The organism is Geodermatophilus sp. SYSU D00779 (assembly GCF_054050595.1).
The window spans coordinates 68,784-88,832 of record NZ_JBJGZQ010000026.1 but is presented as its reverse complement, the minus strand read 5'-3'; the positions used below and the strand labels follow the sequence as shown (position 1 = coordinate 88,832).

Here is a 20,049-nt window from a genome sequence, read left to right as displayed (position 1 = left end):
GGATCCGCGCGACCCACCCCCCCCTCGCCGCCAGCGACCGCCCCCCCCCCCCCCCCCCCCTCCCCCCCCCCCCCCCCCCCCCCCCCCCCCCCCCCCCCCCCCCCCCCCCCCCCCCCCGGGACCGTGATCCCAGCTGGTCACCGGGGCTGACGGCCCCTGCAGGGACCCGGGCCCCGTCTCGGGTCCCGCTCCGAGCCTGTGGGGAGTGGGGAGGACGGGGTCCTGCTCCGAGTGGTGGAGGGCAGGGGGTCCTCCGTCAGTCGACCAGGGCCTGGTTGACCAGCTGGCGCAGGTGGTTGCGGATCGGCAGCGTGCTCGACGGCAGCAGCTGCGTGTAGAAGCCGACGGTCACGTCCTCCACCGGGTCCACGTAGAACGCCGTGGACGCCGCCCCGCCCCAGCTGTAGTCGCCGAGGCTGGACAGCACGCCGTAGCGCACCGGGTCGATCACCATCGAGAAGCCCAGCCCGAAGCCCACCCCGCGCAGCGGCGTCTCGGCGAACAGCGGCCGGCCGAAGGTCTCCAGGTCCTGGTTGCCCGGCAGGTGGTTGCGGGTCATCAGCGCGATCGTGCGGGAACCCAGCAGCCGGCCGCCGTCGTAGCTGCCGCCGCGGCGCAGCAGCTCGGCGAAACGCAGGTAGTCCGCGGCGGTGGAGACCAGCCCGCCGCCGCCGGAGAGGAACACCGGCTTGGCGAGCGCGTTCGCGCCCATGGCGTCCAGCGGGGCGAACCCGGTCGGGGCGCCGCCGGGCCGTCCGGGCACGGCTCCGTACAGCCGGGCCAGCGACTCGGGGTCGTCCCCCTCGCGCAGGCCGAAGGAGGTGTCGGTCATGCCGAGCGGGGCGAAGATGCGCTGCTCGAAGAACTCGTCGAGCGGCTGGCCGGAGACCACCTCGACCAGCCGGCCCAGGACGTCGGTGGAGACGCCGTAGTTCCACTCCGACCCGGGCTGGAAGACCAGCGGGATCGCAGCCCACTGGCGGCAGACCTCGGCGGAGTCCGCGCCGGCGGGGGTGCCCCACTCGTGCCCGGCGGCCCGGTACATCGCGTCGACCGGGTGGGCGTGGTGGAAGCCGTAGGTGAGCCCGGAGGTGTGCGTGAGCAGGTGCCTGAGCCGGATCGGCTCGACCTGTGGCTGGGTGACCGGCTTCTGGGCGGAGCCCGCGACGTAGACGCGGGTCTCGGCGAACTCCGGCAGCCAGCGGGAGATCGGGTCGGAGAGCTCGAAGGCGCCCTCCTCGTACAGCATCATCGCCGCGACCGAGGTGATCGGCTTGGTCATCGAGTAGATGCGCCAGCGGGTGTCCCGCTCGACGGGCAGGCCGGCCTCGACGTCGCGGTACCCGGCCGAGCTGACGTGCACCAGGTGTCCGTGCCGGGCCACGGTCACCAGGTAACCGGGCAGCTGGCCGTCGTCCACCCAGCGGGCCAGCCGCCGGTCCAGCCGCGCCAGCCGATGGGCGTCGAAGCCGACCTCGGTCGGGTCGGTGTCCACCTCGAGTGCCGTCACGGGTCCTCCGTCCCTCGTGCCGCCCGCCGTCGGACGGCGACTGCCCGGGCATCCTCACCCACGCGGTCGTGGGACCGGTCACAGGGGCAGCCGCCGTCCCGACGCGGGCGGCGCCGATCAGGCCACGACGCTCCCGGTCGGACGGGGACGTCGCTGGGACGCTCCCGGTCGGACGGGGACGTCGCTGGGACGCTCCCGGTCAGACGGGGACGTTGCTCGCGGCCTTCTTCAGGTTCGAGCCCGCGGTGACCTTGACCGTGTTGGCGGCGGGGATGTCGATCGACTCGCCGGTCTGCGGGTTGCGGCCGGTGCGCGCGGAGCGCTGGGTGCGCTCGACGGTCAGCAGGCCGGAGACGGCGACCTTCTCGCCGCGGGTGATCGCGTCGACGAGCTCGTCCTGGAGCCCGGCGAGCACCGAGTCCACGGTCGAGGCGGGCACGTCGGCCCGCTTGGCGATGGCGGAGACGAGTTCGGCCTTGTTCACGGGGTTCCTTCCGTGTCGGTGACAGAGCGTGCCGGACCGCGCCGGGTGGCGAGGTCGGACCGCAGGCACGGTGCCATGCGCCCCTGACAGTCCGCCACCGAGGGGGTCGAACGGGTCCCCCACGTCCCACCGGTCCCTCGAGGTCGGCCGGTTCCCGCGCGGCGCCCCGAGGGCCCCCGCCATAGCGTGGAGTCATGCCAGTGATCCCCGGGACCGACCTCACCGTCAGCGACCTCTGCCTGGGTGGCAACGTGTTCGGCTGGACGGCGGACGAGCCGACGTCCTTCGCCCTGCTGGACCGGTTCACCGACGCGACGGTCAGCACGCAGGCGCCGTTCGTCGACACCGCGGAGTCCTACGGCCGGGGCGCCTCGGAGGAGATCCTCGGCAACTGGATGGCCGAGCGCGGCCTGCGCGACCGCATGGTGGTGGCGACCAAGGCCTCGCGGCTGGAGAAGGAGCACCCGCTGTCGGCCGCGGAGATCCGGACGGCGGTCGAGGGGTCGCTGCGCCGGCTGCAGACCGACCGGATCGACCTCTACTACGCGCACCACGACGACGAGAGCACGCCGCTGGAGGAGACGCTGCGCGCGTTCGACGAGCTGGTCCAGGCGGGCAAGGTCCGCCACGTCGCGGCGTCGAACTACTCGCCGGAGCGGCTGACCGAGGCGCTGGAGACCTCCGAGCGGCTGGGGCTGACCCGGTACGTGGCGCTGCAGCCGCACTACAACCTCGTGGAGCGGGCGGCGTACGAGGACGGGCTGCGCGACGTCGTGGCCGCCCACGACCTGGGCGTGCTGCCCTACTACGCGCTGGCCAAGGGCTTCCTGACCGGCAAGTACCGGGCCGGCGAGCAGGTCGACTCGCCGCGGGCGGAGGGCGCCTCGGCCTACGTGGGGGAGCGGGGCGACCGGGTGCTGGCCGCGCTGCAGCAGGTGGCCGACGGGCACGGGGTGACGGTCGCGGCGGTGGCGCTGCGCTGGCTGGCCGACCGGCCCACCGTCGTCTCGCCGATCGCCAGCGGCCGCTCGGTCGAGCAGCTGGCCGACCTGCTGCCCATGCAGGACCTCGTGCTCACCGAGGAGGAGACGCAGGCGCTGGACGCCGCCAGCGCCTGAAGCAGGACCTCGTCCTCCCCACTCCTCGCAGGCCCGGGGCGGGACCCGGGACGAGGCCGGCGCTCACGAGCGGACGAGCGCCGCGGCGAGGTCCTCGACGCGCAGCAGGCCCACTGGGGCGCGGGTGGCGTCGGTGCAGACCAGCGGGTCGAAGCGCTGCGCCGGCGGCCGCGTCATCGCCCGCTGCAGCGTCGCGGCGACGTCGTCCGTCAGGTGGGCCTGCAGCGACACCGGCGCCAGGTACGGCTCCCCGGTGCGCGGGCAGGCCAGCCACAGCGCGACCGGCTCCCCCCGCCCGCCCACCAGCACCGCCGGGGGGACGGCGGGCGGCGGCCCGCCGACGTCGCACTGGCGCACCGGGCGCACGAGCGCGGCGACCCCCGCGGCGACCCGGGCACGGGCGGCGGAGGTGCGGACCAGCGCGGCGACCCCGGGGGCCAGCGGGGCGGGCTCCGGTGCCGGCCGGCCGAGCAGCCAGCCCTGCACGAGCGGGACGCCGAGCCGGGCGAGCGCGGCGAGCTCCCCGGCCGTCTCGACGCCCCCGGCCACGAGCCGGGCGCCGATGCGGCCGGCGAGGTCGCGCACGCCCTGGGCGAGCGCGGTGCGGACCGGGTCGTCGTCGGCGCCGGTCACCAGGGCCCGGTCGAGGCCGACGAGCTCCGGGCGGACGGCGGCCACCTGCGGCAGGCCCGAGGCGGCGTCGTCCACCGCGACGAGGGCCCGGCGGGCGCGCAGGGCGTCGGTCTGCCGGCGCAGCGCGTCGAGGTCGTCGACCGGCGTGCGCCCGGCGAGCTGGACGACGACGCGGGACAGGTCCGGCCGGGTGGCGAGGGCCTCCTGGACCGGGGCGCTGCCGAGCAGGTGCGGGCTGACCCGGACGGTGAGGGAGGTGCTCTCGGGCAGCAGCGGGACGGCGGCCAGCGCCTTGGTGACCGCCAGCGCCTCGAGCTCGGCGGCCAGGCCGCAGTCGGCGGCGGCGGCGTACCAGACGTCGGGCCCGGCGGTCCCCGGGAAGCGGGAGAGCGCCTCGTGGCCCACGACCTGCGCGGTGGCGAGGTCGACGACCGGCCGGAACACCAGCGTCAGGTCGTCGGGGTCGGCCAGCAGCGGACGGCAGTCCGGCAGCCGGCTCGTGAGGATCGCCGTCATGGGCAGCCCATCGGCGTCGGCGCCGCCGGGCTCCACCCGGGACCGCGCTCGCCTCACCCGACGGGGTGGAGGACGGAGGTGACACGTGCGGGGGACGTGGCGGGGCTGGAGAGGCGGTGCGTGCCAGGATGTGCGGTCGACGCGGCTGGCGCACAGGCCACCCACAGCGGACGAGGGAGCGCGCGCATGGCGTCGGCACCCCCGTCCCCGCGGTCGGACGTGCTGACCGACCCCTGGCGCGTCGCGGCGGCCCGGCGGCTGCTCGCCGAGGCCTCGCCCGGCGTCCACGACCGGCTCGCCGAGCTCGCCGCGCGGCTGACGCAGGCCCCGGCGGCGCTGGTCTGCCTCGTCACCGACGTCGAGGTGCCCGTGGGGTCCTGCGGACTGCCGGCGTCGGTCGTCAGCGGTCCGCTGCCGCTCGACGGCTCCCCCTGCGCGGTGACCGTCGGGATCGGCGTCCCCGTCGTCGTCCCGGACGCGGCGCAGGACGAGCGGCTGGCCGCGCTGCCCGCAGCGGTCGACGGGTCGCTCGTCGCCTACCTCGGCGTCCCCCTGCGCGCCCGGTCCGGGCAGGTCGTCGGGACGCTGGCGGTGTTCGACGGCGTCCGGCGGGACTGGTCGCCGGAGCAGGTCCTCTCGCTGGGGCAGCTGGCCGCCTCGGTGGTCGCCGAGCTCGAGCTGTCCGCGGCCCGGTCGGCCACGGACGCCTCCCTGGTGCGCCTGGAGCTGGCGTTGGAGGCCGGCGCCGTGGGCACCTGGGAGGTCGACCTGCAGCGGCACACCATCGTCTGGGACGAGCGCTGCGCGGCGGTCTTCGGCTACGGCTCCACCGTCCGGCTGGGGATGGACCGGCTGTTCGCCGAGCACGTGCACCCCGACGACCGGGAGCGCGCGCAGCAGGAGATGCAGGCCGCCATCGACGCCCTGGCGCAGTACGCCGTCGAGCTGCGCGTGGTGCGCACCGACGGCGGGGTGCGCTGGACGATCAGCCGCGGCCGGGTCCTGGCCGGTCCGGACGGCTCGCCGCAGCGGATCGTGGGCACGGTCGTCGACGTCACCGAGGCCCACGAGCAGGCCGACCGGGAGCTCGACGCCGTCCGCCGCGCCGCCGCGATCGCCGAGGTCGCCGCCGAGCTGGCCGGCGCCACGCAGGTCACCCAGCTCGCCGAGATCGCGCTGCGCGCCGCGGCCGTCCTGGGGGCGGAGTCGATCGGGCTGGCGGTGTTCGACCCACGTGACGACGAGCTGTACCTGCACCTGACCAGGCGCATCGTCGACAGCGTGGCCAGCGCGGCCGACGTCCAGCTCCCGGCCGGCGGGGTGCGGACGCCGCTGGACGACGAGCTGCCCGCCCAGTGGGTCGCCCGGCACGGCGAGCCGCTGCTGTTCGCCGACGCAGCCGCGGCGGAGGCGCGGTTCCCGAGGATGGCCGAGGTCAACGCGGTGCTCGGCAGCCGGGCCCTGGCCGCGCTGCCGCTGCGGGTCGAGGGCCGGCTGCTCGGCAGCTTCGTCGTCGTCTGGACGACCGAGCGCGCGTTTCCGGACCGCGACGTCGAGCTGCTCGAGGGGCTCACCGCCCAGATCGCGCTGACCGCCTCCCGGCTGCGGGCCGACGCCGTGCGCGCTGACGCGGTGGCCGCGATGACCGCGGCCACCGCCCGGCTGCAGCTGCTGGCCGACGCCGGCCGGGTGCTGTCGGGGACGCTGGAGATCACCCGGCAGGTCGGCCAGCTCGCCGACGTCGTCGTCCCCACCCTGGCCGACTGGTGCTGGCTGGTGGTCACCGACGAGCAGGGCCGGCTGCACGAGATGGCCTCGGCGCACCGCGACCCCGGGCTGCGCGCCGAGCTGGAGCTGTACGTGCACTCGATGGTCGCGGTGATGACCGAGGAGGCGGCTGCGTCGGTGGTCACCCGCACCGGCCGCCCGCTCGTGCTGCCCCGGGTCGACGCCGCGCGGATCGAGCGCGCCCTCCCCGAGCCGGCGACCCGCGAGCTGCTGGGACGGCTCGGCCTGGCCTCGGGCGTGATCGTGCCGCTGGTCGCCCGCGGGCAGTCCCTCGGGGCGCTGGGCCTGTTCAACGGCGCGGAGCGGGGACCGCACACGCCCGCCGAGGTGGAGACCGCGGTCGAGGTGGGCCGCCGGGCCGGGCTGGCGCTGCACCACGCCCGGCTCTACGGCCAGCAGCGGGCGCTGGCGGGGGCGCTGCAGCACAGCATGCTCACCGACCCGCCGGAGCCGGAGCACTGCGAGATCGTCGTCCGGTACGTGCCCGCCGCGGAGGGCGCGGAGATCGGCGGCGACTGGTACGACGCGTTCCTGGAGCCGGGCGGGGCCGTCGTGCTGGCCATCGGCGACGTCGTCGGTCACGACGTCCGGGCCGCCGCGGCGATGGGGCAGCTGCGCGGCCTGCTGCGCGGGATCAGCTACTCCAGCGGCGCCCCGCCGGCGCAGGTGCTGACCCAGGTCGACCGCGCCGTCCGCGGGCTGGGGCTGGACACGATGGCCACGGCGGTGGTCGCCCGCCTCGAGCGGGGGGACGACGACCCGCCCTCCGGCCGGCCGCTGCTGCGCTGGTCCAGCGCCGGCCACCCGCCGCCGGTGCTGCTCCGGCCCGACGGGCAGGTGGAGGTGCTCGACGGCGACCTGCCCGACCTGCTGCTCGGCGTCGACCCGTCGGTGCAGCGGCACGACCGGGTCACCGTCCTCCCCGCCGGCAGCACGGTCTTCCTGCACACCGACGGGCTGCTCGAGCGCCGCGACCGGGACCTCGACACCGGCACCGCCGCGCTGGTGTCCGTGCTGGCCGAGTACGCCACGCTGCCGCTGGCCGACCTGTGCGACCGGGTGCTCGAGCGGCTGTTCCTGCCCGATGCCGAGGACGACGTCGCGCTGCTCGCCGTCCGGCTGACGACCCCGGCCTGACCCCGGGGTCCTCTCAGCGGCGGTCGCGGCGGCGCCAGCGGGCCGGGCGCACGGCGCGCACGCGCAGCAGCCGGTGGCGCGCCCGGCCCGGCAGGTCGACGGCGACCGGGGCCTCCCAGCCGCGCCACACCGAGAGCACCCGCAGCGCGGCGACCAGCACGATGACCAGCGCGGCGACCAGGATCGGGTCGAGGCCGGCCGGACCGGAGAGCACGGTGAGCGCGATGCCCCCGAGCAGTGCGGCGACCGCGTTGTACGGGCCGGGCTGCACGATGTCGGCGCGCTGGGCCAGCAGCACGTCGCGGATCACCGCGCCGCCGACCGCGGTGACGGTGCCGACGAAGACCACGCTGGCGCTGGGCAGGCCGGCCAGCTGCGCCTTCTGCGCGCCGATGACGGTGAAGAAGCCGAGGGTGACGGCGTCGAGGACGACGAGCAGGCCGGTCAGCCGGGACAGCCAGCCGGAGAAGTAGAACGTCACCGTCGCGGTGATGGCCACCGTGGGCAGGTAGGCGGGGTTGGTCAGGGCGACCGGCGGGAGGTCGCCGAGCAGCACGTCGCGCACCAGGCCGCCGCCGAGCCCGCCGGTGAAGGCCAGCAGCAGCACGCCGGAGACGGCGAACCCCTCGCGGGCGGCGAGCAGCCCCCCGGTCAGCGCGCCCACCACGATCGCCGCGAGGTCGACCGCCGCCGGCACCCGCAGCGTCTCGGTGGCCGCGGCCAGGATCTCCACGGCGGGGATTGTCCCCGGGGTCCCCGTTCCGCCGTGATCATGGGGTTCCGGCCGGCCGCTGCGGCGTGTCGAGCCGGGTCGGCGCCAACGACCCCGTGATCGACACGGCGAGGAGGGGATCCCCGCCGGTGACAGGAGGGCGCGGACGCCGCTAGCTTGCGGCTCCGGCTCCACCCGCCGCTCGCCGAGGAGGTCCCCATGGCCGTCCGCCGTCCCGGCAAGGACGACGTCGCCGCGCTCGCCCGCTCCTACGGGATGCAGCCCGGCGACGCCGACCTCGACACCTACTCCGTGCTGGTCGCCGCCGCCTTCGACTCCTACGACGCGGTCGAGGAGCTGTACGCCGGCGTCGCCCCGCAGGCGCCTGACGACCGGCCGAGCACCCGCCCGGCCGAGGGGGACGACCCGCTGGGCGCCTGGTACGTCCGGACCGAGATCCGCGGGAGCGACCACGGCCCGCTGGCCGGCCGGACCGTGGCGGTCAAGGACAACGTCGAGGTCGCCGGCGTCCCGATGATGAACGGCTCGCACACGCTCGAGGGCTTCGTCCCCCGGCGGGACGCGACCGTGGTCAGCCGGTTGCTCGCGGCCGGCGCGACGATCACCGGGAAGGCCGTCTGCGAGGACCTCTGCTTCTCCGGCGGCAGCCACACGTCCGTCACCGGTCCGGTGCGCAACCCCTGGGACCCGTCCCGGACGACGGGCGGCAGCTCCAGTGGCAGCGCGGCGCTGGTCGCCGCCGGGGAGGTGGACCTGGCGATCGGCGGTGACCAGGGCGGCTCGATCCGGATGCCCGCGGCGTTCAGCGGCATCGTCGGTCACAAGCCCACCCACGGCCTGGTGCCCTACACCGGGGCGTTCCCCATCGAGCTGACCCTCGACCACCTGGGCCCGATGACCCGCACCGTCGCCGACGCCGCGGCGATGCTCGACGTCCTCGCCGGCCGCGACGGCCTGGACCCCCGCCAGCCGGGCGGCCTGCAGCCCCAGCAGTACGCGGCCGCCCTGGACGGCGACGTCTCCGGGTTGCGGGTCGGGGTCGTCGCCCAGGGCTTCGGCTGGGAGGAGCTCTCCGAAGACGGTGTCGACGACACCGTCCGGGCGGCCGCCGGACGGCTGCGGGAGCTGGGCGTCGAGGTGGTGGACGTCGACCTGCCCTGGCACCGGCACGCGATCCACCTCTGGAACGTCATCGCCACGGACGGCGCGGCGACCCAGATGATCAACGGCGAGGGGTACGGCCACAACTGGGAGGGCCTCTACGACCCCGAGCTCGTGGAGCACTACGGCCGGCAGCGACGGGAGGTGCCCGACCGCTGGTCACCCACGGTCACCCTGGTCGCGCTGGCCGGGCGCTGGTCGGCCGAGCAGCTGCACGGTCGCCACTACGCGATGGCCCAGGACCTCGCCATCGAGCTGCGCGAGCGCTACGACCAGGCCCTCGGCCACGTCGACCTGCTGGTGATGCCGACCGTGCCGATGATCGCCCCGGAGATCCCGGCGCCGGACGACCCGCTGGAGGTCCGCGTCGCCCGCGCGCTGGAGATGATCGTCAACTGCGCGCCGTTCGACGTGAGCGGCCACCCGGCCACCAGCGTCCCGGCCGGGCTCTCGCAGGGGCTGCCGGTCGGGATGATGCTGGTCGGCCGCCGGTTCGAGGACACCACCCCGCTGAAGGTGGCGCACGCCTTCGAGCAGCTGGTCGGCGGCTTCCCGGGCCCACCGGCCCGCTGACGCGCTCGCTCCCACCCCGCCGTGATCATGGGGTTGTCGTCGGCCGACAGGGCGTGTCGTGCCGTGTCGGCGGCAACAACCCCATGGTCAACGGGGAGAGACGGAGGACGGGGCCCTCCTCCTACTGGGCGGGCGGGACCTCGATCGACGTCGCCGTCCCGCGGCGCAGCTCGGCGTCGCGGGTGGCCATCGCCTCCTGGCGGCCGGGCTCCTCGCGCAGGATCGCCGCGCCCTTCCAGTCCTCCGGGATGGCGAAGGCGTCGACCAGCGTGACCATGTGCGGGCGCAGGTCCTTGAGCAGCGCGTTCACCGTGGTGGTGAGCGCCTTGGAGCGGTTCGGGGTGAGCCGGCCGTGCTCGAGGAACCAGGCCCGGTCGGCCTCGATGGTCGTGAGCGCGTACAGGTCGCAGACGCGCTGGAGCAGGGCCCGCGCGTCGACGTCGGTGGTCCGCTCGATGCCGGCGACGAAGGCCTCCAGCACGATGCGGTCGATGTGCGCCTGCGCCGTCCGCAGCACGTGGTCCTGGACGTCGTTGAAGACGTCGAAGGGCCGGACCGGGCGGGCGGGGGAGGACGCAGCCTCAGCGCCGCGCCGCAGCCGCCGGATCGCGCTCTCCAGCAGGTGCTTCTCCCGGTCCTCGAGCATCTTCAGCTGCCAGCCGCGGTCGAGCAGCGGGATCTCGTCCTCCCGGCCGGGGACGGCGTCGACGAGCCGGGCGATCAGGCCGCGGGCCGCCGTCCGCTCGAGCACGGTCTCGCGGACCATGTCGGCGATGAAGCCGACCTTGCCCCAGCTGTCGAGCGACCCGAAGGCGTCGCGGTAGCCGGTGAGCAGGCCCTTGGCGACCAGCTGCAGCAGCACGGTGTTGTCGCCCTCGAAGGTGGTGAACACGTCGGTGTCGGCCTTGAGGTGCGGCAGCCGGTTCTCCTGCAGGTAGCCCGCACCGCCGCAGGCCTCGCGGGCCATCTGGATGGTCCGCGTGGCGTGCCAGGTCTGGGCGGCCTTGAGGCCGGCGGCCCGGGACTCCAGTTCGCGCTGCGCACCCTCGTCCACGTGCTCGGCGCCCTGGACGTCGTGCATGGTGCCGACCAGCTCCTCCTGCGCGAAGGAGTACGCGTAGGTGGCGGCCAGCGCCGGTAGCAGCTTGCGCTGGTGCACGAGGTAGTCGTTGAGCAGGACCTCGCGGTCGGCGCCCGGCGCGGAGAACTGCCGGCGGGTCTCGCCGTAGCGGACGGCGATGTCGAGGGCGAGCTTGGTCGCCGCCGACGCGGAGCCGCCGACGCTCACCCGGCCGCGCACCAGGGTGCCCAGCATGGTGAAGAAGCGGCGGGTCTCGTTCTCGATCGAGCTGGTGTAGGTGCCGTCGGGCGCGACCGAGCCGTAGCGGTCGAGCAGCATGTCCCGCGGCACGGTCACGTGGTCGAAGCTCAGCCGGCCGTTGTCGACGCCGAGCAGGCCGGCCTTGGGTCCGTCGTCGCCGATGGTGACCCCCGGCATCGGGTTGCCCTGCTCGTCGCGGATCGGCACCAGCCAGGCGTGCACCCCGTGCCTCCTGCCCTGGGTCACCAGCTGGGCGAAGACGACCGCCATCCGGCCGTCCTCCGCCGCGTTGCCGATGTAGTCCTTGCGGGCGGCCTGGTGCGGGGTGTGCAGGTCGAAGGTCTGCGTCCCGGGGTCGTAGGTGCACGTCGTCCGCAGCTGCTGGACGTCGGAGCCGTGCCCGGTCTCGGTCATGGCGAAGCAGCCGGGCAGGTCGAAGCCCATGATGTCGCGGAGGTAGGCCTCGTGGTGCCGCTCGGTGCCGAGCGCCTGCACGGCGCCGCCGAACAGGCCCCACTGGACGCCGGCCTTCACCATCAGCGACAGGTCGGTGAACGCCAGCATCTCGATCGAGGTGACCGATCCGCCGGCGTCGTCCTCGCCCCCGTACTCCTCGGGGAAGCCGAGAGTCACCCGGCCGGACCGGGCGATCTTCGCCGCCATCCGGGTGACCCGCTCGCGGGCCTCCTGCATGGTCTCGCCGTAGACCGGCAGCAGGTCCGGGTCGTGCAGGTTCTCGCGTGCGTCGCGGCGCACGTGGCCCCAGCGGCCGTCGAGGACCTCGGTGAGCGTCTTCGCGTCCACCGCGTGCGGCAGGCTCGTCGTCACTCGTCCTCCTCGCTGGCGCTCGTCGTCCGAGCGCCGACAGTCGTGCTGTGTCGTCTGCGTGCCCTCGCGAGCTCGGTCACGGTTCCTCCTCGCGGGACACGACGCCGGAGAGTCCGGCCCAGGCGAGATCGGTCAGGTGCGCGGCGAGTTCCACTCGGGGCATCGGACGGTCGGCCTGCAGCCACCAGTCGGCGGCCGAGCGGACCAGGCCGACCAGGCCGTGGCCCCACGGGAGCGCGGCGGCGGGGTCGCGGCCGGCCTGCTCCAGGGCCACGGCGACCAGCGCTGCCGCCTGGTTCCCCACGAGGGAGGAGAGGTTGGCGATCGGGTCCGTGTCACCAGGGGCGGCCGGGCGGTCCGGTGCCTGGACGACGAACCGGTACAGCTCGGGGTCGGCCTCGAGGAACGCCAGGTAGGTCTCGACGGCGGCGGCCAGCATCTGCCGCGGCTCGCCGGTGCTCTCCATCGCCTCGCGCAGGCGCGCTGTGAGGGAGCCGGCCACCCGGGCGCAGACGGCGACGTGCAGCTCGGTGCGGTCGGCGAAGTGCCGGTAGACGACGGTCTTGCTGGTGCCGGCGGCGGTCGCGATCTCCTCCATGCCGACGCCCGCGCCGTGCCGGCCCACCGCGGCGATGGTCGCGTCGACCAGCTGCTCCCGGCGGGCGCGACGGTGCTCGTCCCACCGCGAGTCACGGCGGTCCCGCCGCGTCCCGATCTTCACGACACCAACGGTACCTGATACCCTGAGTACCAGACATCTGTCGGGACGACGCCGTGTCGTCCCTGCCCCCATCCAGTGATCCGGAGGGCCCCGATGGCTCCGCAGACCCGGAAGGCCGCGATCGTCGGCGGCAACCGCATCCCCTTCGCCCGCTCGAACTCCGCGTACGCGCACGCCTCCAACCAGGACATGCTCACCGCGACGCTGGACGGGCTGGTCGCCCGCTTCGGGCTGCAGGGTCAGCAGCTGGGCGAGGTCGTCGCCGGGGCGGTCCTCAAGCACTCCCGCGACTTCAACCTGACCCGCGAGGCGGTGCTCGGCTCGCGGCTCCCGGCCACCACCCCCGCCTACGACGTGCAGCAGGCCTGCGGCACCGGGCTCGAGGCCGCGATCCTGATCGCCAACAAGATCGCGCTGGGGCAGATCGAGTCCGGCATCGCCGGCGGCGTCGACACCACGTCCGACGCGCCGCTGGCCATCCACGACGAGATGCGCCGCGTGCTGATCGCGCTCAGCAGCGCCAGGACCCTCCGGCAGCGGCTCGAGGCCCTCGCCGGCGTGCGACCCGGGATGTTCGTGCCCGAGGCCCCCCGCAACGCCGAGCCGCGCACCGGCCTGTCTATGGGGGAGCACCAGGCGATCACGGCCAGGCAGTGGGGGATCAGCCGCGAGGCCCAGGACGAGCTGGCCGTCCGCTCGCACCGGAACCTCGCCGCCGCCTACGACCGCGGCTTCCTCGACGACCTGGTCACCCCCTACCTGGGCCTGACCCGTGACGAGAACCTGCGGCCGGACACCTCGGTGGAGAAGCTCGCGAAGCTGGCGCCGGTGTTCGGCACGGGCGACCCCGACGCCACCATGACCGCGGGCAACTCGACGCCGCTGTCCGACGGCGCCTCCGCCGTCCTGCTGGCCTCCGACGAGTGGGCCGCGTCGCGCGGGCTCCCCGTGCTCGCCCACCTCGTCGACGCGCAGACCGCCGCCGTCGACCACGTGCACGGCGGCGAGGGCCTGCTGATGGCCCCGGCGTACGCCGTCCCGGTGCTGCTGGCCCGCAACGGCCTGACGCTGCAGGACTTCGACTACTACGAGATCCACGAGGCGTTCGCCTCGACGGTGCTCGCCACGCTGGCGGCCTGGGAGGACCCGGCGTTCTGCAAGGAGCGGCTGGGCCTCGACGCGCCGCTGGGCTCGATCGACCGGTCCAGGCTCAACGTCAACGGCTCGTCGCTGGCGGCCGGCCACCCGTTCGCCGCGACCGGCGGGCGGATCGTCGCCTCGCTGGCCAAGCAGCTGCACGAGGCGGGCCCCGGCAAGCGCGGCCTCATCTCCATCTGCGCGGCCGGCGGCCAGGGCGTCGTCGCCGTCCTCGAGTCCTGACCCCTCCCGGCCATCTCCGCGGAGATGACCGGCCCCAGAGAGGAACGCACCTCCCGTGAGTGACTGGTACCGCGACTTCGCCAACTCCGGCGTCGGGTCGACCCTGGTCCAGCAGCTCGGCCTGCCCCGCCCGGCCGTGCTGCGCCGCTACGAGCCGGGCGCGCCGCTGCTGACCGGTCCGGCTGTGGTCGGCACCGCCGGTGAGGGCCGGCTGCACGGGACCCTGACCCGCGTGCTCGAGGACGCCGGGGTGACCGTGCTGCCGGGCGTCGACGACGACGGCGGGCGGCCGGGCGCCGTGCTGCTCGACGCCACCGGTGTGACCTCCCCGGCCGACCTGGCCGCGGTGCACGAGTTCCTCGCGCCGGCGCTCAGGCGGCTCGGCCCCTCCGGCCGGGTGCTGGTGCTGGCCGAGCCCCCGTCGGACGCCGGCTCCCCGGCGCAGGCCGCCGCCCGGCAGGCGCTGGAGGGCCTGGTCCGCTCGGTCGCCAAGGAGCTGCGCGACGGCGCGACGGCGAACCTGCTGTTCGTGCCGGCCGGTGCGGAGGCCTCCGTGCCCGGCCCGGTCCGCTTCTTCCTGTCCGGCCGCTCGGCCTACGTCGACGGGCAGGTGGTCACCCTGACGGCCGCCGACGTCCCGGCGGGCGAGGACGCGGAGCACCCGCTGGCCGGGGAGGTCGCCGTCGTCACCGGGGCCGCGCGCGGCATCGGCGCGTCCATCGCCCGCGTGATGGCCCGCGACGGCGCCTCCGTGGTCGCCGTCGACGTCCCCGCCGCCGGCCAGTCGCTGGCCGAGGTCGCCAACGAGGTCGGCGGGACGGCGGTGCAGCTCGACATCACCGCCCCCGACGCGGCGCAGCGGCTGATCGCGCACCTGCGGGAGCGGCACGGCGGGGTGGACGTCGTCGTCCACAACGCCGGCATCACCCGCGACAAGCTGCTGGTGAACATGGACGCCGCCCGCTGGAACGCGGTGATGGCGGTCAACCTGCAGGCGCAGCTCGACACCACCCAGGCGCTGCTCGACGCCGACGGCGTGCTGCGGCCCGGCGCGCGGGTGGTCTGCGTCAGCTCGCAGTCGGGCATCGCCGGCAACCGCGGCCAGACCAACTACGCGGCGTCCAAGGCCGGCGTCATCGGCATGGTGCGGGCGTGGGCGCCGGCGTTCGCCGAGCGGGGCGCGACGATCAACGCGGTCGCGCCGGGGTTCATCGTCACCGAGATGACGGCGACGATGCCGTTCGGCACCCGTGAGATCGGCTCGCGGATCAACTCGCTGCAGCAGGGTGGCCTGCCGGTGGACGTCGCGGAGACGATCGCCTGGCTGGCGCAGCCGAGCGCCGCCGGCGTCAACGGCCAGGTCGTGCGGGTGTGCGGCCAGTCGTTCCTGGGGGCGTGATGGCCCGCACCGTGCTGGAGGCCGCGCCGTCGATGCCGGCGCTGTTCGCCCGGGCCGTGGCCACCGCACGCGGCCGCGGCGGCGACCTGCCCGACACCCGGCTGGCCCGCACCGGCGTCCGCGTGGAGGCCGCCGACCTCGCCGCCTACGACCGGGTCTGCGGGTTCCCGCTGGCCGATCCGCTCCCCGCCACGTACCCGCACGTGCTGACGTTCCCGCTGCAGGTGGCGCTGATGAGCGACCGGTCGTTCCCGCTGGCCCTGCCCGGCCTGGTGCACGTGCGCAACCGGATCGACGTTCTGCGGCCGGTCCGGGCCGACGAGGCGCTCGACCTCGAGGTGTGGGCCGAGCGGTTCGCCCGGCACCGCAGCGGGGCGACGGTCGACCTGTGCGCATCGGTCTCGACCGGCGGCGGCGCCGAGGTGTGGCGCTCGCGGTCGACGTACCTGGCCCGCGGCGCGGAGGCGCCGGAGGGCGCGCCGCAGTCCGACCTCTCGCTGTCGGTCGGGGACCTGCCGCGTCCCGTCGCCACCTGGCGGGTACCCGACGACGCCGGACGCCGCTACGCGCGGGTCTCCGGCGACGTGAACCCGATCCACCTCTCCGGGCTGACCGCCAAGGCCTTCGGCTTCAAGCGGGCGATCGCGCACGGCATGTGGGTGGAGGCCCGGGCGCTCGCCGCACTGACGGGGCGGCTGCCCGACGCGATGGCGGTCGACGTGGTGTTCAGGAAGCCGCTGTCCCTGCCCTCGACGGTCACCCTCGCGACCGCCCCGGTGGCCGGAGGCGGCTGGGACCTCGCCGTCCGCAACGCGAGGACCGGCGCCGACCACCTGGTCGGCACGCTCCGCCCGCTCTGACCGCTCGCCGGTCACGGCGCCGTCGCCTCTCGGCAGGTCTGCACGAACGGGGATGCGCCGCCTCGGTGATCTCTGACGCCGCTCCGAGCAGCGCGGATGCCGGTCCATAACGAGTAGGTCACGTACCGTCGCGGCACCGTCGCGGCGCAGGAGTCGCCACCGGAGCCCTGGTTCCGTGTCCCGCGCGTCCGGATGCCCCGGGTGCCGTGCCCGGCGTCCCGGGCCCCGCGCGAGGAGTCCGCGTGCCGGTCCGATCCCTCTCCCGACGCGTCCTCGGCCTCGGTGCCGCCGGCGTGCTGGCGACCTCCTCGGCGGTGCTGGCCGCCGCCGGGACGGCGCACGCCGCACCCGCTTCCTTCGCCGGGACGGTCACCGCCGGGGCGACCCCGGCCGACACCGCCATCACCGTCCCCGACGGCTACTGCGCGCTCAGGTGGGAGCTGGTCGGCGGCCAGGGCGGGCCGCGGGCGACAACCCGGGCCGCCGCGGCGGCCGCATCGAGGGGACGACGGCCGTGGCGGCCGGTGACCAGTTCCTGCTCCAGCCCGGCCAGGCCGGCGGCGTGGCGGGCAGCGGACCCCTCGGCGGCCACAGCGGCTCCCAGACCTCCGGTGAGGCCGGGGACACGACGCGCGGCGGTGGCGGCGGGGCGTCGGTCGTCCGACGGGGCACCAGCCCGAGCGGCGAGCGCTTCGCGGTCGTCTTCGGTGGCGCCGGTGCCGACGCCGCCAGCGCAGATGCGTCCGGGGGCGCGGGAGGGGACGGCAACCTGATCGCCGAGCCCGCCTGGCTCCCCACCCACCCGCACTCGATGGGCGTGGCCGCCACCGACGGCGACGGCCACATCAGCTACGCGGGCGTGGCCTGCACGGCGCCGCAGGCGCCGTTCCTCTACGACGTGGTCCCGGGGACCGCGCCGGGGTCCCTGCAGATCACCTTCAACCCGCCGGTCAGCTCGCCGGTCGACGGCCGGGCCGCGATCACCGGCTACGAGGTCAGCCTCGACGGCGGGAGCACCTGGCGCCCGCTGACCCCGACCAGCACGGGGAGCCCCCACCAGGCCGTGGTGACGGGGCTGGCGCCGGCCGTCTACCAGGTCGCGCTGCGAGTCACCAGCGCGGTCGGCCCGAGCGAGCAGAGCAGCTACGTCACCCGATCGCTGCAGCGCCGGTTCGGCGTCCCGACCGGGATCACCGCCACGGTCGGCGCCACCTCGATGCGGATCGCCTGGCAGGCGCCGGCGGACGCCACCGGCATCACCGGCTACCGCGTGCGCGCGTCGGCCGTCGTCGACTGGGACCACCTCGAGCGCCTGCCCGAGGTCGGGATCGTGGACTGCGAGGTCGGTGCCGGGGAGCGCAGCTGCCTGGTGGGCGTGGAGCCCGGGTGGGCCTACACCGTCAGCGTCAACGCGGTCGGTGAGCCCGGGACCTACGTCGAGGCCGGGTCGACCACCGCACTGACGACCGAGGTCGTGCCCGAGCCGCGGCCGGCCCCGGTCGTGCCCGAGTCCTCGGGCCCGCTGGTCCCGAAGACCCCGCTCGACGACGTGACCGCCGGAGAGCGGATCGAGGTCAGCGGCACGGGATACCTGCCCAACTCCACGGTGGTGCTCGTCGTCTACTCGACGCCCCAGGTGCTGGGCACCGTGGTCACTGACGGCACGGGCGCCTTCTCCACCACCGTGCAGCTCCCCGCCGGGCTGCCCATCGGCCCGCACACGCTCGTCGCGTCCGGCGTCGACCCCGACGGGAACCCGCACGACCTGACGTCGCCGGTCGCCGTGACGGCCTCCTCCAACGGCGCCACGGGCACGGCAGGCGCCGGCCCGGCCGGCGCCACGGGCGCAGGAGGCACCGGCGCGGCGACGGCCGGCGCCACCACCCCGGCCACCACGTCGGCCAGCGGCCTCGCCTCCACCGGTGCGGACGTCGCATCGCCCGTGGTCGTGGGCCTGCTGGCGCTCACCGCCGGTGCCGTCCTGGTCGTCGCCGGCCGCCGCCGCGCGACCGGGTAGACCGCCGCACGACCGGGTGGCCGGAGCCGCAGCGGCCGCCGTCCCCAGGGGGCGGTGGCCGCTGCGCCGTGCGGGGACCGCGCTCCTCCGGTGAGGTGGGTCCGTGGAACACACGGACCCGACCGAGCACCCCCGGCCGCTGCTGCGCCGTCCCTGGACCTCGCTCGACGGTGAGTGGGAGTTCGCGGCCGACCCCGACCTCGCCGGCACCGTCGGCGGCATCGCGTTCGACCGCACCATCCGGGTGCCCTACGCCCCGGAGACCCCGGCCAGCGGCGTGCACTGGACCGGCCGGCTCAACCGCGCCTGGTACCGCCGCCGGCTGCCCGGCCGGGCCGGTGACCGGCGCACCGTCCTGCACCTCGGCGCCGTCGACCGCATCTGCGACGTGTGGGTCGGCGGCGCGCACGTCGCCTCCCACGAGGGCGGCTACACACCGTTCAGCGTCGACGTCACCGACCACCTGGGGGACGACGGCGCCGAGCTGGTGGTCCGCGCCGACGACGACCCGTTGGACCTCGAGGCGCCGCGTGGCAAGCAGGACTGGCGCGACGAGCCGCACGACATCTGGTACCCGCGCACGACCGGCATCTGGCGCACCGTCTGGCTGGAGCAGGTGGCGCCGCGGCGCATCGCCGACGTCCAGTGGCGCGGGGACCCGCGCCGGATGCTCGTCGACGTCCGCGTGCAGCTCGCCGTCCCCGTCCCCGGTGCGCGGCTGCACCTGCGGCTGCGCGCCGGCGACCGGCTGCTGGTGGACGACGCGGTGCGGGTGGACGGCACCGTCGTCGAGCGCACCGTCCAGGTGGGGGACGGCGGCGTCGACGACCGCAACGGGCTCGTGTGGTGGCCCCGCCCCGACCCGGTGCTGCTCGACGCCGAGCTGGCGCTGGTCGCCGACGACGGCGAGGTGCTCGACGAGGTCGAGAGCTACACCGCGCTGCGCTCGGTCGGGGTCGGCGACGGGCGGCTGCTGGTCAACGGCCGGCCGACGCCGATGCGGCTGGTGCTCGACCAGGGCTACTGGCCCGACACCGGCGCCACCCCACCCGACGTCGCGGCGCTGCGGCGCGACCTGGAGCTCACCCGGGCGCTGGGCTTCACCGGGGCCCGCAAGCACCAGAAGACCGAGGACCCGCGGTACCTCGCCCTCGCCGACCGGATGGGCCTGGTGGTGTGGACGGAGATGCCCTCCGCGTACCGGCCCGGCCCGACGGCCAGCGCCCGGCTGCTGCGGGAGTGGGCCGACGTGGTGGTCGCCCACCGCGGCTACCCGAGCGTGGTGGTCTGGGTGCCGCTCAACGAGTCGTGGGGCGTGCAGGAGGCGGAGGTCGACGAACGCCAGCGCGGGCTGATCCGGGCGCTGACGGCGACGGCGGACGCGCTCGACGGCACCCGCCCGGTCTCCGCCAACGACGGCTGGGAGACCCTCGGCGGCGACATCCTGGGCGTCCACGACTACGCGCAGGACCCCGCGGTGCTCGGCGAGCGCTACGCCACGGCCGAGGACCTCGAGCGCGTGGCCACCGGACGCCGTCCCGACGGGTACCTGGCCGACCTCGACCGCGCGGGCGTCGCCGGCCGGGCCGTCGTCCTCTCGGAGTTCGGCGGCGTGGCGCTGCGCTCCCCGGAGGACGAGGGCTGGGGCTACGCCGACGCCACCTCGCCGGAGGACCTGCTGGCCCGCTACCGCGCCCAGTGGGCCGCGGTGCACGGCAGCACCGCGCTCGCCGGCGCCTGTTGGACGCAGCTGACCGACACGTACCAGGAGCGCAACGGGCTGCTGGGCGCCGACCGGGTGCCCAAGGTCGACGTCGAGGCGCTGCGCCGGGCCACCCTCGGCGAGGACTGAGCAGGCCCGTGCGCGGTG

The 20,049-nt window shown here is 75.6% G+C and carries 14 protein-coding genes; 8 read left to right on the top strand and 6 right to left on the bottom strand.

From position 1 onward, the window contains the following. Window positions 1–256 precede the first annotated feature (256 nt). Window positions 257–1,510, bottom strand: a complete 1,254-nt coding sequence (locus ACI79G_RS19475; RefSeq protein ID WP_456882747.1) for a serine hydrolase domain-containing protein — start codon at window positions 1,508–1,510, stop codon at window positions 257–259. 199 nt (window positions 1,511–1,709) lie between these two features. Then, complete coding sequence (locus tag ACI79G_RS19470; protein WP_089336247.1) at window positions 1,710–1,994, bottom strand: HU family DNA-binding protein; 285 nt, start codon at window positions 1,992–1,994, stop codon at window positions 1,710–1,712. Between the two features lie 194 nt (window positions 1,995–2,188). Here ACI79G_RS19470 and ACI79G_RS19465 point away from each other — a divergent pair, with 194 nt between their 5' ends. Beyond that, window positions 2,189–3,112, top strand: coding sequence for an aldo/keto reductase (locus ACI79G_RS19465; RefSeq protein WP_456882746.1), 924 nt, complete (start codon window positions 2,189–2,191; stop codon window positions 3,110–3,112). A 63-nt stretch (window positions 3,113–3,175) separates the two neighbouring features. Here ACI79G_RS19465 and ACI79G_RS19460 read toward each other — a convergent pair whose 3' ends face one another. Next, window positions 3,176–4,261 carry an EAL domain-containing protein gene (locus ACI79G_RS19460; RefSeq protein ID WP_456882745.1) on the bottom strand — a complete coding sequence of 362 codons (1,086 nt, stop codon included), beginning with the start codon at window positions 4,259–4,261 and terminating at the stop codon, window positions 3,176–3,178. A gap of 186 nt (window positions 4,262–4,447) precedes the next feature. Here ACI79G_RS19460 and ACI79G_RS19455 point away from each other — a divergent pair, with 186 nt between their 5' ends. Further along, window positions 4,448–7,186, top strand: coding sequence for a SpoIIE family protein phosphatase (locus ACI79G_RS19455; RefSeq protein WP_456882744.1), 2,739 nt, complete (start codon window positions 4,448–4,450; stop codon window positions 7,184–7,186). A gap of 13 nt (window positions 7,187–7,199) precedes the next feature. On the opposite strand, the gene ACI79G_RS19450 is transcribed toward ACI79G_RS19455, so the two are convergent. Beyond that, window positions 7,200–7,919, bottom strand: a complete 720-nt coding sequence (locus tag ACI79G_RS19450; protein ID WP_456882743.1) for a trimeric intracellular cation channel family protein — start codon at window positions 7,917–7,919, stop codon at window positions 7,200–7,202. Window positions 7,920–8,117: 198 nt separating this feature from the next. Between ACI79G_RS19450 and ACI79G_RS19445 the strand changes: the two genes are divergently transcribed. Beyond that, entirely contained in the window at window positions 8,118–9,653 is a 1,536-nt protein-coding gene (locus ACI79G_RS19445; protein ID WP_456882742.1) for an amidase, read from the top strand. A gap of 121 nt (window positions 9,654–9,774) precedes the next feature. Here ACI79G_RS19445 and ACI79G_RS19440 read toward each other — a convergent pair whose 3' ends face one another. Both ACI79G_RS19440 and ACI79G_RS19435 read right to left on the bottom strand, forming a co-directional pair. Further along, window positions 9,775–11,802 (bottom strand): acyl-CoA dehydrogenase family protein, encoded by a 2,028-nt coding sequence (locus tag ACI79G_RS19440; RefSeq protein ID WP_456882741.1) that lies wholly within the window; start codon window positions 11,800–11,802, stop codon window positions 9,775–9,777. A gap of 76 nt (window positions 11,803–11,878) precedes the next feature. Then, a complete protein-coding gene (locus ACI79G_RS19435) occupies window positions 11,879–12,523 on the bottom strand; it encodes a TetR family transcriptional regulator (protein ID WP_456882740.1) in 645 nt (214 codons plus the stop codon). 93 nt (window positions 12,524–12,616) lie between these two features. On the opposite strand from ACI79G_RS19435, the gene ACI79G_RS19430 reads away from it, so the two are divergent. From ACI79G_RS19430 to ACI79G_RS19410, 5 genes are all read left to right on the top strand, one after another. Then, complete coding sequence (locus ACI79G_RS19430) at window positions 12,617–13,903, top strand: acetyl-CoA C-acetyltransferase (RefSeq protein ID WP_456882739.1); 1,287 nt, start codon at window positions 12,617–12,619, stop codon at window positions 13,901–13,903. A 55-nt stretch (window positions 13,904–13,958) separates the two neighbouring features. Beyond that, entirely contained in the window at window positions 13,959–15,302 is a 1,344-nt protein-coding gene (locus ACI79G_RS19425) for a 3-oxoacyl-ACP reductase (protein ID WP_456882738.1), read from the top strand. Beyond that, complete coding sequence (locus ACI79G_RS19420) at window positions 15,302–16,162, top strand: MaoC family dehydratase (protein WP_456882737.1); 861 nt, start codon at window positions 15,302–15,304, stop codon at window positions 16,160–16,162. The genes ACI79G_RS19425 and ACI79G_RS19420 overlap by 1 nt, the downstream gene beginning before the upstream one ends. Before the next feature lie 514 nt (window positions 16,163–16,676). Then, the gene (locus tag ACI79G_RS19415; RefSeq protein ID WP_456882736.1) at window positions 16,677–18,179 is read left to right on the top strand and encodes a hypothetical protein; all 1,503 of its coding nucleotides are present in this window, start codon (window positions 16,677–16,679) and stop codon (window positions 18,177–18,179) included. Window positions 18,180–18,282: 103 nt separating this feature from the next. Beyond that, on the top strand, window positions 18,283–20,031 hold the full coding sequence (locus tag ACI79G_RS19410) for a glycoside hydrolase family 2 protein (protein WP_456882735.1): 1,749 nt from the start codon (window positions 18,283–18,285) through the stop codon (window positions 20,029–20,031). Window positions 20,032–20,049 lie beyond the last annotated feature (18 nt).